Genomic DNA, 13938 nt, shown 5'->3' with positions numbered 1-13938 from the left:
TTTGTATGCACCCCGAGCTGATCAGTAGTTTTGCGTGGCCGCTTTATTCTCCTTGGGCCGCGAATGTGCCTGTGCCGACTCGTCCTGGCCATGGGCGTCTGCGCCTGCCTGTTGGCCGGCGCGCAACAGCACACCACCCAGGACGCCAGCCGCCGCCGCGAAGATCGCGCCGAACAGGAACGCGACGTGATAGCCGCTGTTGAGCGCCGTCGCCGCGTTTTCGGAAGCCTGCGCGGCGCCGCTGCGTGCGGCAGCGAGGCTCGCGAGCACCGCAAGACCGAGTGCGCCGCCCATCATGAACGATGTATTGACGATCCCGGACGCAAGGCCCGAATCGCTCGGATCGACGTCGCTCATTGCAGCCAGCAGCACGGGATTGAACGCAATGCCCGCGCCGAAGCCGAGCAGGATCATGCCGGGCAGCACGTCGAGCACGAAGCTGCCGTTGACCGGCGCGCGCGCGAACAGCGCCAGTCCCATCGCCGCGACCAGCAGCCCGGCGGCGAGCGGCACACGCAGACCGAAGCGCATCACCACGCGCGCTGACAGGCCCAGCGAGAAGAACCCCATGATCAGATTGGCGGGCAGAAACGCGAGCCCGACCTGTAATGGCCGGTAGCCCAGCACGCGCTGCAGATAGAGCGCGGAGATGAAGAACCACGCGAACATCGCCGCCGCCCACAGCACGCCGACCACATTCGCGGTCGCGACATTGCGCAAGCGGAACAGACCGAGCGCATCAATGGATGCTGCACACGCGCTTCGATCACGAGAAACACGGCGAGCAGCACCACTGCCGCGAACAGCAGGCCGAGCGTCTGCGTGGAAGTCCAGCCTGCTTCATTGCCGTTCACGACCGCGTACACGGCCAGCATCAGCGAAACGGTGACCGTCGCCGCGCCGGCGATGTCGAGCCGTTCGCCGTGCGCGTGGCCGCGCGCCGACGGCAACAGCGCGACGCATAGCGCGTAAACGGCGATGCCGATAGGCAGATTGACGAGAAAGATCCAGTGCCAGCTCAGCAGGTTAGTGAGCAGACCGCCGAGCAATACGCCGATGCTGCCGCCGCCCGCGCAGACGAAACCGTAGATGCCCATCGCTTTCGCGCGTTCGCCCGGCTCGGTGAACAGATTCATGATGAGCGACAGTGAAACGGCGGAGACGATCGCGCCGCCCAAACCTTGAACGGCGCGCGCGCACACCAGCACCGCTTGCGAGTTCGCCATGCCGCACGCGAGCGATGCCAGCGTGAACAGCGTGATGCCGCCGAGGAACAGCTTGCGGTGCCCGTACAGATCGCCGAGCCGGCCGCCCAGCAGCAGACAGCCGCCGAAGGTCAGCATGTAAGCGTTGACCACCCAAACCAGCGCGGTCTCGCTGAAGCCGAGATCCGCCGCGATCGACGGCAGCGCCACGTTTACGATCGTCGTGTCGAGCACGATCATGAGCACGCCCATGCACAGAACGATCAGCGCCAGCCAGCGTTTGCTGCCGTGGATGGAATGGGTCATGCAGGCGACTCCTTTGCCATGCTCAACCGGACGCCGGACGCGCCGCTGCGTCGCGAGACGTCGGCAACTCGTTGATCGAAATAGAGATTTTCGACTCTAGCACCCGCTAGTTCCGGGCTACAACTACGAATTCCTGGTCGCCCGGCATCGGCTTTGCGGCGCAGCTACGCTCAGCTCAGAAGCTCGTATTTGCCGCTCATCGCCGAGCCTTCGGCATAGTGCATCCAGTCATAGAGAGGGGCTACGTCATCGTACGCAACGCAAAGCGTTTGAGCTTGCCGGTTTCGGTGCGCGGCAACGCGTCGGTGAAAGCGATGACGCGCGGATATTTATACGGCGCCACGTTATTTTTCACGAAGTCCTGCAGCTGCGCGACCAGTTTGTCGTCCGGCGTGTAGCCGGGATTCAGCACCACGAACGCCTTGACGATCTGCCCGCGTGTTTCGTCAGGAACGCCGACCACGCCGCATTCGGCCACTGCTTCATGCTGCAATAGCACGCTTTCCACCTCCGGCCCGGAGATGTTGTAGCCGGCGGAGACGATCATGTCGTCGGCGCGCGCCTGGTAGAACACGTAGCCGTCTTCGTCCAGATAAACAGAATCGCCGGGCAGGTTCCAGCCGTCGCGGACGAACCTGGCTTGCCGCTCGTCGGCCAGATAGCGGCAGCCGGTCGGCCCGCGCACCGCGAGTTTGCCGATCGTGCCGGGTGGGACCGGCTGCATCGCGTCGTCCACCGCTTGTACGAGGTAGCCCGGCACCGCGCGGCCGATTGCATGCGGACGAATCTCGTCGCCCTGCGACGAAATGAAAATATGGATCAGCTCGGTGCCGCCGATTCCGTCGATCATGTCGATGCCGGTTGCGTCGTGCCAGAGAAGCCGCGTCGAATCCGGCAACGCTTCTCCCGCCGACACCGTCTTTTGCAGGCTCGAGACGTCGTGGTGCGCGACGAGCGGCGCCATCTGTCGGTAGAACGTCGGCGCGGTGAACATGATGGTCGCGTGAAAGCGCTCGACGGTCTGCAACAAGGTCTCGGGCGTGAGCCGCTCGATCAGCACCGTCGACGCGCCGGCGCGCAGCGGAAAGCACAGCAGCCCGCCGAGTCCGAAGGTGAAGGCGAGCGGCGGCGTGCCGCAAAAGATGTCCTTCGATGACGGTTTCAACACGTGACGCGGGAACAGATCGCACATCGCCAGGACGTCGCGATGAAAGTGCATGCAGCCTTTCGGCGCGCCGGTGGTGCCGCTGGTGAAGGCGATCAGACAGACGTCGTCGGCGGCCGTGTTGCACGCTGTGAACTGATCCGGCTTGTTGGCCGCGAGCGTGTCCAGCGAACCGGCGGAGTCGTCGTGGAACAGGCGTGTTTGTTTGAGGCCCGCGCAATAGAACTCGTCCTGAGGGTTGGTGCAGCGCGCGAGTTCTTCCGTTAGACGCGCGTCGCATAGCGCGGCGCCGACTTGCGCCTTGTCGATGATCTGCTTCAGTTCTTTCGCGCGCAGCAACGGCATGGTCGGCACCACGACGAGGCCGGCCTTCAGCGCGGCGAGCGCGGTCACCGCCATGTGCAGCGTGTTCGGCCCGCGCAGCAGCACGCGGTTGCCCGGTTGCAAACCCATTTCGTCGACCAGCACATGCGCGCTGCGATTCACCAGTGCGAGCAATTCGCCGTAAGTGGTGGCGCGAGGCTGGCCGTCCACCTCGGACCAGATTGCCGGATGATCGCGATGACCGGCTTCGATGGTCCGGTCCAGCAATTCCGTCGCGCAGTTGAAGCGCGCCGGGTAGGCAACGTCCGGATTGTCGAGCAGGAATACGGGCCATTGATCCTGCGGCGGAAGATTGTCGCGCGCGAAGGTATCGACGTGTGCTGACGGTTCCATCATGGTCTCCCGGGTGTTGAGCCGGCTTGATGCGCTTCGGTTGGCTTGGGCGGCGGGCTAAGTGCGCTTAGTGGGGAATCACTGCGGTAGCTTCGATTTCGACCTTGGCTTCGTCTTCGATCAACGCGACGACCTGCACCGCGCTCATCGCGATGTCGTAGTCGCCGATCAGCTCGCGAAATGCGCGGCCGATATCTTTCAGCGATGCCAGATACTCGCGTTTGTCGGTGACATACCAGGTGAGGCGCACCAGATCGCGCGGCTCGCCACCTGCTTCACGCAGCACCGCCACGACGTTTTTGAGCGCCTGAATGGCCTGGGCGGCGAAGTCGGTGGTCTGAAAGCGCGCCTGCTCGTCCCAGCCGATCTGGCCGGCAATGAACACTTGCGTGCCGCTTGCCGCGACGCCGTTCGCATAACCGCGCGGCTTGACCCAACCGGCGGGGAGAAGAGCTTTTTTCATGAGCGTTGCGCCTCGATGGGTTCGGGCTGTGGGGCGAACGTCGCGAGCGCGCTCGCGATGTCGGCGGGAATGTCGATCGATGTACCGTGTTCCAGCGAAGTCGTCACGAGCACCTGTTTCGCGCGGAAGCGGGTTTCGTCGGCGCAATAGCCGACGATGTCGATGCTGATGGAGCGGCGTCCAATAGCGGCGACGGCGAGTGAAAGCGTGATCGTTTCGCCCATCTGGCTCGGCCGCGAAAACTCGCAATCGAGCTTGACGATCGGCAGGCCGACGCGGCGTTGCGCGATCATGTGTGCGTAGTCGATATGCAGGCCTTCGTTGAACCAGTCTTCGACCAGGGCGTTGGTCATCACCAGATATTGCGGAAAGAACACGATGCCCGCCGGATCGCAGTGCGAGAAGCGGATGCGAACGGGTCTTTCGAATCGCGCGCTCATTTCGTGTTGTCCTTGTTGTTCGGGTTGTCCCTTGCCGCAGCAGCGGCGTGTGCTTTAAGCAGATCGCGGCCGACAATCAACTGCTGTACCTCAGTCGCGCCTTCATAGATCCGCAACGCCCGAATCTCGCGATACAGCATCTCGACGGCGGTGCCGCTCTGCACGCCCATGCCGCCGAACAGTTGCACGGCGGCGTCGATCACCTGCTGCGCGCCTTCAGTTGCGTGCCACTTCGCCATCGCGGCTTCGCGCGTGACGTTCTCGCCCTGATCGCGCAACCATGCCGCGCGATAGACCAGCAAGGCGCTGCTGTCGATCGTCAACGCCATCTGCGCGAGCTTGGCCTGCGTCAGCTGAAAATCGCCGAGCGTCTGACCGAACATCTTGCGCGAAGACGCACGCTCGAGACCTTCGGCCATCGCATGACGTGCGAAACCCAAAGACGCCGCCGCTACCGACGTGCGGAAAATATCGAGCGTACGCATCGCGAGTTTGAAACCTTCGCCGGGCGCGCCAAGCATCTGGCTGCGCGGCACGCGTGCGCCGGCAAAGTGCAGACGGGCGAGCGGATGCGGCGCGATCACGTCGATGCGTTCGGCGATCTCCAGCCCCGGCGTGTCGGCGTCGACGATGAACGCGGTGATGCCGCGAGCGCCCGGCGCTTCGCCGGTTCTGGCGAACACTACGTAGAAGTCGGCGATGCCGCCGTTCGAGATCCACGTCTTGTCGCCGTCGAGCACGTAGGCGTCACCGTCTTCGTGTGCGGACAGCGCCATCGCGGCGACGTCCGATCCCGCTTCCGGCTCCGACAAAGCGAACGCGGCAATCGCCGTGCCGTTCGCCACGCGCGGCAAGTAGCGCGTCTTTTGCTCATGCGTGCCGGCGAGCGAGATCGCCCCTGAACCGAGCCCTTGCATCGCCAGAGCGAAATCCGCGAGACCGGAATGCTTCGCCAGCGTTTCGCGCAGCAGGCAAACGGCGCGGGTGTCGATGGTGTCGCCATGCCCGCCATAAGCCGTGCCGCCGACGCCGTATTTCAGCCAGCCCGCCGCGCCGAGTTCGCGGACGAGGTGGCGGCAGGTGGCATCGACGTCATCGTGTTCCACGTGCGTGAGATGCGTGCGGGACCATGCTTCGATACCCGCGGCCAGTTCGCGATGACGCGGCTCGAAAAACGGCCACGCCAGCGCACTGTGCAGATCTACGTTGGCGCTCAACTCAATCTCCTTCGAAGACCGGACGCGACTTCGCGGCAAACGCGCGGTATGCACGCTCGAAATCGCGCGTGCTCATGCAGATTGCCTGCGCTTGCGCTTCGGATTCGATCGCTTCGTCGATGCTCATGCTCCATTCCTGATGCAGCATCTTCTTCGTGATGCCGTGTGCGAAAGTCGGGCCGGCAACCAGATCCGAAGCGAGCTTCTGTGCTTCTTCAACGAGCGCCGCCGGTTCGCACAGGCGGTTATAAAAACCCCAGGCATGGCCTTCGTCGCCGCTAGCCGAACGGCCGGTGAAAAGCAATTCGGCGGCGCGTCCCTGGCCGATGATGCGCGGCAGGATCGCGCACGCGCCCATGTCGCAACCCGCGAGGCCCACGCGCGAGAACAGAAAAGCGAGCTTGCTGCGCGCTGTGCCGAGCCGCATGTCGGACGCCATTGCGAGAATCGCGCCCGCGCCGGCACAGACGCCGTCGACCGCGGCAATCACAGGCTGCGGACAATGCCGCATCGCCTTGACGAGATCGCCGGTCATGCGCGTGAAGAGCAGCAGTTCCGGCATCGGCAGATCGATCAGTGGCGCGATGATGTCGTGCACGTCGCCGCCTGAGCAGAAGTTTTCGCCCGCGCCGTGAATCACCACGGCTTTTACGTCGGTCGCATACGCAAGTTGCCGGAACAGGTCGCGCAACTCCGCATACGATTCGAAGGTGAGCGGATTCTTGCGCTCGGGCCGGTTCAGCGTGATCGTCGCGACCGTACCGGCCACCGACCAGCCGAAGTGCTGCGCCTCGTAACCGGCGAGCTTCAGGCGGTTGCCGGCCAGTAGCGCGTCGGCGTTGGATCGTGTCATGGATGTCTCCTGTGTCGACCAGAGTTGACGCTTTAGCGTCTTACTCTGGTCCCATGCAAGATGGTTGCTCGGTTCGGTGCGGGTCAGTCTTTCAGACTGTCGAGCAGATGTTTCTTGAGCTTGCCGAGGCGCTGATGGGTACGCGATTTTTCATCGAGGCTCAGACCGCCGAACAATTCGACGACCCATTGCTCGTGCGCCACCGCCATCTTGTCGAACGCCTTGCGGCCGGCGGGCGTCAGGCAGACGCTGATCGAACGGCGATCGTTCGGATCGGTATCCCGCGAAACAAGCCCTTCTTTCTCGAGCTGATCGGTGATGCCGGTGACGTTGCCGCCCGTCACCATCAAACGGCGCGACAACTCGGTCATCTTCAGGCCTTCCGGATGACGTTCGAGTTGCGCCATCAGGTCGAAACGCGGCAACGTGGTGTCGAATTCGTTGCGCAGACGCTTGCGCAGTTCGGCTTGCACGAGGTTGGTCGTGGTCAGCATGCGCAGCCACAAACGCAAACCCATGTGACTATCGGCACCCGTGCTCATTTCCAGATCCACGACGTTCTCCGCAGGTTTGGCGATGCCCTTGCGCGGCGGTTTAGTCTCAGCCGCCGCGAGTTTTTTGATGTTCGATGACTTGGTCACATTACTTCTCCACCGGAGATGGAAATGGATTGGCCCGTGATCGCGTCCGAGCCGGGTTGGCAGAGCCAGAGCACGGCGTTGGCCACCTGTTCGGGACTGACGAAGCGACGCTGCGGATTCGAGCGCAACAACGTGTCGCGTGCCTGCTGTTCGGTGCGCGAGGTCTTGCTGGTGATCTGTTCGAGCGATGCATGCAGCAGTTCGGTCTCCGTGTAGCCGGGACACACCGCGTTGACCGTGACGCCTTGGGTCGCGACTTCCAGTGCGAGCGAACGCGTCAGGCCGATCACGCCGTGTTTCGCGGCGCAGTAAGCGGCGACGTACGCGTAGCCGATCTGTCCCGCTGTGCTCGCGACATTGACGATGCGGCCGTGGCCGCGTTCGAGCATGCCCGGCAAGGCAGCGCGCGTGCCGAGGAATACGCCCGTGAGGTTGACGTCGAGCATGCGCTGCCAGAGCGCCATGTCGGTGTGCGCAAACGGAGCGGCTTGCGCCTGGCCTGCGTTGTTGACGAGGATGTCGATTGCTCCGGCCTCAGCGAATGCCTTTTCGACCGAGTCTTCGCGGGTGACATCCACACTGATGCACGCGAGCTCACCCAGTGCCGCGAATTTTTCCCGCTGCGTATCGAGACGTTGCGGGTTGCGGCCCATCAAGGTGACTCGCGCGCCGCCTCGCAGCAGCGCTTCGGCTACGGCCGCACCGATGCCGCTGCCGCCGCCGGTGACGACGGCGTGCTGTCCTGCCAGCGTCGAGGTGTTCGTATTCACGTGGTTCCTTCAGCGCGTTGCGCGCGTTGTTGTGGCGACAGGCCCGCATTGGCGGCAGCCTGCGCACGTTCACGTTCGAGATTGCGTTCGAGTTGCGACTTTGCCGCCATATAAGGGTTGGGCCACGTCACATCGAAATAGCCGATTTTTGCGGCTTCGTTCAACGTCCACGACGGATTCGCCAGATGCGGACGCGCGATCGCGCAGAGATCGGCACGGCCCGCCGCGATGATGCTGTTCACGTGATCGGCTTCGGAGATCGCACCGACCGCGATCGTCGCGATGCCGGCTTCGTTGCGCACGCGATCCGCGAAGGGCGTCTGGAACATGCGGCCGAACACAGGCTTTTCTTCCTTGCTGACCTGACCCGACGAGACGTCGATCATGTCCGCGCCCGCTGCCTTGAACGCGCGTGCGATTTCAACCGCGTCGTCGGGCGTCGTGCCGCCGTCGACCCAATCGTGTGCGGATATGCGCACCGAAATGGGCTTGTCTTGCGGCCAGACCGCGCGGATCGATTTGAAGACCTGCAGCGGGTAGCGCAGACGGTTTTCCAGCGAACCGCCGTATTCGTCGGTGCGATGGTTGGTCAACGGCGACAGGAAGCTCGACAGAAAATAGCCGTGTGCGCAGTGCAGTTCGAGCCAATCGAAACCGGCTTTATTGGCCATTTGCGTGGCGCGGACGAATTGCGCTTCGATCTCGCGCAGATCGTCTTGGGTCGCTTCGCGCGAGTGTTGGCTGACGCCGCGCAGATATTGCTGTGGCGATGCGGAGATGAGCGGCCAGTTGCCTTCGGCGAGCGGCTGATCGATGCCTTCCCACGAGACGCGGGTCGAACCTTTCGCGCCGGAATGGCCGAGCTGGATACCGATCTTTGCATCCGATTGACGATGCACGAGATCGACGATGCGTTTCCATGCGGTGAGATGTTCCGGCGCATACATGCCCGGACAAGCGGGCGTGATGCGCGCCTCCGGCGACACGCAGGTCATTTCCGTCATCACCAGCGCGGCGCCGCCCATCGCGCGAGCGCCGAGATGCATCAGGTGATAGTCGCCGGCGATGCCGTTTTCAGCGGAGTATTGCGCCATCGGCGAGACGACCACGCGGTTCTTCAATGTGACGCCGCGTAGCTTGAACGGCGTGAACATCGGCGGGACGGAATGCTTTTCCGGTGCGCGTTCTACGCCCGAGCGCCGCGCGAGCCAGTCTTCGAAGTCGGAGAGGTAACGCGCGTCGCGCTCGCGCAGATTCTCGTGCGAAATACGCTGCGAGCGGGTGAGCAACGAATACGCGAACTGTTCAGGCTCGAATGACGTATAGCGGTCGACATGCTCGAACCATTCCGTCGAATTGCGCGCGGCGTTCTGAATACGCAGTACGTCGATGCTGCGCACGTCCGTGTAGTGCTTCAGCGCGGCGGGCAAATCGCCGGGGTGGGCGCCGATGCTGTTGGCGAGCTCGATCGAATCTTCAAGCGCGAGCTTGGTGCCGGAGCCGATCGAGAAATGCGCGGTGTGGGCCGCGTCGCCCATCAACACGATCGGTGTCTGGGTGCCGTCGGCGTTATTGCGCCAATGCACCCATTCCTCGTTGACGACGCGCGGGAAGCGGATCCATTGCGACGAACCACGCAGATGCGCTGCGTTCGATAGCAGCGCGTTGCCGTCCAGATACTTCGCGAAGAGTTTTTCGCAGAAGGCGATGCTGTCTTCCTTGCTCATCTCGTCGAGACCGGCGGCGCGCCACACGCGCTCCGGCGTTTCGACGATGAAAGTCGAGGTCTGATCGTCGAAGCGATAGGCATGCGCCTGGAACCAGCCGAATTCGGTTTCCTCGAAGGCGAAGGTGAAGGCGTCGAAGAGTTTTTTGGTGCCGAGCCAGACGAAGCGGCAGTCGCGCACGTCGACGTTCGGCTTATACGTGGCCGCGTGCTTCTGGCGGATTGCGCTGTTGGCGCCGTCGCAAGCGACGATCAGGTCGGCTTGGTAGGCGGTGTCGTCTGTCACCTGGGTTTCGAAGACCAGCTTGACGCCGAGTTCTTCGCAGCGTGCTTGCAGGATATTCAGCAGACGTTTGCGGCCGATGCCGCAAAAGCCGTGACCCGACGAGCGAATCTGCTTGCCGCGGAAATGGATCTCGATGTCGTCCCAGTGATTGAAGGCGTCGAGGATCGCGTCGGCGCTTGGCGCGTCCGCGGCGCGCAGGTTGCCGAGGGTTTGGTCGGAGAAGACGACGCCCCAGCCGAACGTGTCATACGGGCGATTGCGCTCGACGACCGTGACGTCATACGCCGGGTTCCGGCCCTTCATCAACAAGCCGAAGTACAACCCAGCCGGGCCGCCGCCGATACAGACGATGCGCATGCTTGCTCCCCAATGTGGATTCCGCTATGGGGGTAATTTAGGCTTCGATAGTTTAGGTGTCAAGTAAATATTCGGGCGATCCGGTTGTATGGCACCTGGTGTGATCAGAAAGAATCAAGTCCGTCACGAGAGAATAAAGTGTGTCACGCCTGGTTGCGCTGTGTGGACCGGAAGCAAGTCCACACAACTTGGGGGCTTTTTCGACAAGAAACTGATGGATGCGGTCGCCGCGGTAACAGATTTCAGGAGGCAACGGGGCTTCCGTATGTGAGCACCGTTGCGCGGACGATGCATGCATGTGGTCATGATGGACATACTGCGATCCTGTTGGCGGCGCCCACGCGTATCACCGGTTATAGCTATAAGAATAAGTGATTCACGACGTGTTTTTTTTCTCCCTAAGATCGCTCCACCTACCGGTAGCGAAACGCATCCTTCCGCTTGCATGGCGTTGCGCCGCCCGGAACCGCAGTTTCCCTTGTCGAGCACTGGTCAATATGTCTTCCTCCGAACTCACGAAAGCAGCGCTGGCGCAAGCGCATCCCGTCGCTCCGAAGCGTTCGAGCTACCGGGCGATTGTCGCAACCTCGCTCGGCAACGCGCTCGAGGTCTACGACTTCACGGTCTACAGCTTCTTCTCGGCCATCATCGGCAAGCTGTTCTTTCCCGCCGCATCGCCCACCGCATCGCTACTGCTTTCGCTCGCCACCTTCGGTGCGGGCTTTGCCATCCGTCCGTTCGGCGCGGTGCTGATCGGCCTGCACGCGGATCGCCGCGGACGCAAGGCGGCACTGACGCTCACGATCGGTCTGATGGCGGCCGGCACTGCGTTGATCGGCCTCATACCGACCTACGCGCAGATCGGCATCGCCGCTCCCATCCTGCTGGTCGTAGGGCGTCTGTTGCAGGGACTGTCGGCGGGCGGCGAGATCGGCGTCGCGTCGACTTTCCTGCTTGAATCAGCCTCGCTGCGCCGGCGCTGTTTCTACGTGAGCTGGCAGGGCGCAAGCCAGGGCGCGTCGGCGTTGCTCGGCGCCGCGACTGGCGCGGTCCTCGCCGCGACGCTCTCCACTTCGGAGCTCGAAAGCTACGGATGGCGCATCCCGTTTCTGGTTGGCCTGCTAATCGGGCCGGTCGGCTGGGTGATCCGGCAGCAGCTCGACGAAACGCTGGTGTTCGCCGATGAGCCGCCGCGTGCCGGGCGGCTCATCGCCGAACACGGTCGCACAGTCGCGCTTGGTGCACTGATGATGATGGGCTCGACCGCATCGATGTACATCATGATCTTCTACATGCCCACGTACATGACGACGGTCCTGCACATGCCCCGTACCCTGGCGTTTGCGTCGGTGTGCGCGTCGAGCGCGACGATCCTCGTCACTGGTCCTTGCTTCGGCTGGCTGGGTGACCGTATGAAGAGCCGCAAGACGCTGCCCGTCATCAGCGTGCTGATCTGCATGGGGCTGATCTTTCCCACCTTCCTGGTCCTGACGCAGACGCACAATGTCGCGCTGATTCTTGCGCTGAGTGTCGCAATCGCCATCTGCATGTCGATGGGCTATGGCGCGGGCGGCGCGCTGATGCTCGAAGGGCTGCCGCAGGCATTTCGCGCCACCGGCATGTCGGTTATATACAGCCTCGGCGTCACGATCTTCGGCGGCTCCGCGCAATTCTTCGTCACCTGGCTGATTGCACAAACCGGCAGTCCGCTCGCGCCCGCCTGGTACGTATTCGTGTCGTTGGCGGTCAGCCTCGTCGCCGTGATGTTCTATCCGCGCTGCCGCGAAGCCTGACGGCGGCACGCCGCATCGCGCCGGCGCAACCTCGCGCCGTCCGCATCCCCTCCCTCCTGGAAACGCTACATGACGAAACTGAACGAACTCAGTGCTACCGCATTGCTCGCCCGCTATCGCGACCGGACGCTCTCGCCCGTCGAAGCTACGCAGTCCGTGCTGGATTGCATCGAGACCTGGGAGCCGCATATTCACGCAACCTACGCGCTCGATCGTGAACAGGCGCTCGTGATGGCTCGCGCATCCGAGCGACGCTGGGCGGACGGTGCGCCGCTCGGACCGCTCGACGGTGTGCCGGTGACGATCAAAGAAAACATCGCGACGCGCGGCGTGCCGATTCCGCTCGGCAGCGCCGCTTCCGAGTTGCGGCCAGCGACGGCCGACGCCCCGCCCGCCGCGCGATTGCGCGAAGCGGGCGCGGTGTTTGTCACCAAGACCACGATGCCCGACTACGGCATGCTCGCGGCGGCCCTGTCGAGTTTCCATCCGCTCACGCGCAATCCGTGGGACCTGACGAAGAACACGGGCGGGTCGAGTTCCGGCGCAGGGGCAGCGGCGGCGGCAGGGTACGGCCCGCTGCACGTCGGTTCCGATATCGGCGGCTCGATCCGCATTCCATCAAGCTTCTGCGGCATATTTGGCCTCAAGCCGAGCCTTGGCCGCGTGCCTATCGACCCGCCGTTCCAAGGTCGCGTGGCAGGCCCAATGACGCGCACCGTCGAGGACGCCGCGCTCATGATGAGCGTGCTGTCGCAGCCCGACATGCGCGACTACATGAACCTGCCGCCCGCTTCGCTCGACTGGAACACACTCGACAGCCGGTCGTTGCGCGGCGTGCGGATAGGGCTCTGGCTCGACCCTGGCTGCGGCCACTCTGTCGACGGGGAAGTGGAGCGAGCAATCCGCGACGCGGCGAGCGCCTTCGAGCACGCCGGCGCGTACGTCGAACCGCTACCGAACTGGCTCAGGCCCGACATGTACGAAGCGGTGGTCACGTCCTTCTCGATGCGCATGCACATGATGCTGAAGGAATTGCCAGAGGCCCATCGCGAGCGGGTACTGCCGATTCTGCGGGAAGCTGCGCAGGACAGCCGCGACATCAGCGGCGCGGCCCTTTACCAGGCAATGCTGCGCATCATTGAGATGCGCGCGGCGACTGTAGCTGTCACGCACGCGTTCGACTACGTGCTGTCGCCCGTGGCCGCACATCCGCCGTTTGCCGCCGAAGAGCCGTGCTTCTCTCCGTCGCAGCGGAAGATTTTCGTCGACACGTTGTTCACGTTGCCGTACAACGTGTCCGAGCAGCCGGCCGCGTCGATCAACTGCGGCTACACTGCATCAGGATTGCCGATCGGCCTGCAGATCGCCGGCCGCCGCTTCGACGATCTCGGCGTCCTGCGAATGGCGCGGCACTGGGAGTCCATGCGTCCCGCACAGCACGCCTGGCCGGTTGTGCCGAACGTCCGCTGACGGACAAGGACAGGCCCGCCGTCGCAGGCCAGCCTGTCCTGCACCAGGTCGAACAACCGCGCTCAATAGTTCAGCGTGCTCACACGGATGCGGTTCTCCACGGACCGCACGCCGTCCACCTTACGCGCAGCCTCCTCGGCGAGCCCAATCTGGCTCGGATCCGGCACGGAACCCGACAGCGTCACCGCGCCATCCACGGCCGTCACGACGAGGCGCGTGGAGTTCAAACTGCGAATCCGGCCCAGCACCTGCTGGACACGCTTCACGAGTTTCCGGTTCGCCGCGCGCCGCGCCTTTGCGGGCATCGAACCAGCGAAGAGCGGCGCGGCGGTCTGCCCCATGTCGCCGGGAACCGCCGACCCGCCCCCTTGGGCTGCGGCGTGGGTCATGACGAGCGCGCACACGGCGGCCGTCAGCACATTGAGACATTTGACTTGATGCATCGCGTTGTTTCTCCGGTCTATGTTTCAGGTCGCGCGGGCGCGCCGGCTCTGTAGCGCCGCGGCCCGGCGTTGGATGTTGGGCCCGC

11 protein-coding genes and 2 pseudogenes are annotated in these 13938 nt (G+C 63.6%); 3 read left to right on the top strand and 10 right to left on the bottom strand.

The features are described 5' to 3' along the window. Window positions 1–21: 21 nt before the first annotated feature. From AC3WLT_RS28625 to AC3WLT_RS28585, 9 genes and pseudogenes are all read right to left on the bottom strand, one after another. Window positions 22–1511, bottom strand: a pseudogene (locus tag AC3WLT_RS28625) (DHA2 family efflux MFS transporter permease subunit). 241 nt (window positions 1512–1752) lie between these two features. Continuing rightward, on the bottom strand, window positions 1753–3393 hold the full coding sequence (locus tag AC3WLT_RS28620; RefSeq protein ID WP_492595024.1) for an AMP-binding protein: 1641 nt from the start codon (window positions 3391–3393) through the stop codon (window positions 1753–1755). Window positions 3394–3460: 67 nt separating this feature from the next. Next, window positions 3461–3856, bottom strand: coding sequence for a RidA family protein (locus tag AC3WLT_RS28615; RefSeq protein ID WP_492595023.1), 396 nt, complete (start codon window positions 3854–3856; stop codon window positions 3461–3463). Further along, window positions 3853–4296, bottom strand: coding sequence for an acyl-CoA thioesterase (locus AC3WLT_RS28610; RefSeq protein ID WP_492595022.1), 444 nt, complete (start codon window positions 4294–4296; stop codon window positions 3853–3855). Before AC3WLT_RS28610 ends, AC3WLT_RS28615 begins: the two co-directional genes overlap by 4 nt. Then, window positions 4293–5513 carry an acyl-CoA dehydrogenase family protein gene (locus tag AC3WLT_RS28605; protein WP_492595021.1) on the bottom strand — a complete coding sequence of 407 codons (1221 nt, stop codon included), beginning with the start codon at window positions 5511–5513 and terminating at the stop codon, window positions 4293–4295. Before AC3WLT_RS28605 ends, AC3WLT_RS28610 begins: the two co-directional genes overlap by 4 nt. A 1-nt stretch (window position 5514) precedes the next feature. Further along, on the bottom strand, window positions 5515–6366 hold the full coding sequence (locus tag AC3WLT_RS28600) for an enoyl-CoA hydratase family protein (protein ID WP_492595020.1): 852 nt from the start codon (window positions 6364–6366) through the stop codon (window positions 5515–5517). 83 nt (window positions 6367–6449) lie between these two features. Beyond that, a complete protein-coding gene (locus AC3WLT_RS28595; RefSeq protein ID WP_492595019.1) occupies window positions 6450–7007 on the bottom strand; it encodes a MarR family winged helix-turn-helix transcriptional regulator in 558 nt (185 codons plus the stop codon). Further along, window positions 7004–7777: an SDR family NAD(P)-dependent oxidoreductase gene (locus AC3WLT_RS28590; RefSeq protein ID WP_492595018.1), complete on the bottom strand. Its 774-nt coding sequence runs from the start codon at window positions 7775–7777 to the stop codon at window positions 7004–7006. Before AC3WLT_RS28590 ends, AC3WLT_RS28595 begins: the two co-directional genes overlap by 4 nt. Beyond that, window positions 7774–10146: a bifunctional salicylyl-CoA 5-hydroxylase/oxidoreductase gene (locus AC3WLT_RS28585; protein ID WP_492595017.1), complete on the bottom strand. Its 2373-nt coding sequence runs from the start codon at window positions 10144–10146 to the stop codon at window positions 7774–7776. The genes AC3WLT_RS28590 and AC3WLT_RS28585 overlap by 4 nt, the downstream gene beginning before the upstream one ends. 246 nt (window positions 10147–10392) lie before the next feature. On the opposite strand from AC3WLT_RS28585, the pseudogene AC3WLT_RS28580 reads away from it, so the two are divergent. The 3 genes and pseudogenes from AC3WLT_RS28580 to AC3WLT_RS28570 all read left to right on the top strand — a co-directional run. Further along, window positions 10393–10482: pseudogene (locus tag AC3WLT_RS28580) on the top strand (M20/M25/M40 family metallo-hydrolase); the annotation flags it as partial. Between the two features lie 161 nt (window positions 10483–10643). Beyond that, a complete protein-coding gene (locus tag AC3WLT_RS28575) occupies window positions 10644–11939 on the top strand; it encodes an MFS transporter (RefSeq protein ID WP_492595016.1) in 1296 nt (431 codons plus the stop codon). Window positions 11940–12008: 69 nt separating this feature from the next. Further along, window positions 12009–13409, top strand: a complete 1401-nt coding sequence (locus tag AC3WLT_RS28570; RefSeq protein ID WP_492595015.1) for an amidase — start codon at window positions 12009–12011, stop codon at window positions 13407–13409. Between the two features lie 62 nt (window positions 13410–13471). Here the strand turns inward: AC3WLT_RS28570 and AC3WLT_RS28565 are convergent, their stop codons facing one another. Further along, a complete protein-coding gene (locus AC3WLT_RS28565) occupies window positions 13472–13852 on the bottom strand; it encodes a BON domain-containing protein (protein ID WP_492595014.1) in 381 nt (126 codons plus the stop codon). Window positions 13853–13938: the final 86 nt, after the last annotated feature.

It is taken from the genome of Paraburkholderia sp. FW306-2-2C-D06C, assembly GCF_058781505.1.
This window is presented reverse-complemented; position numbering and strand designations above follow the sequence as displayed.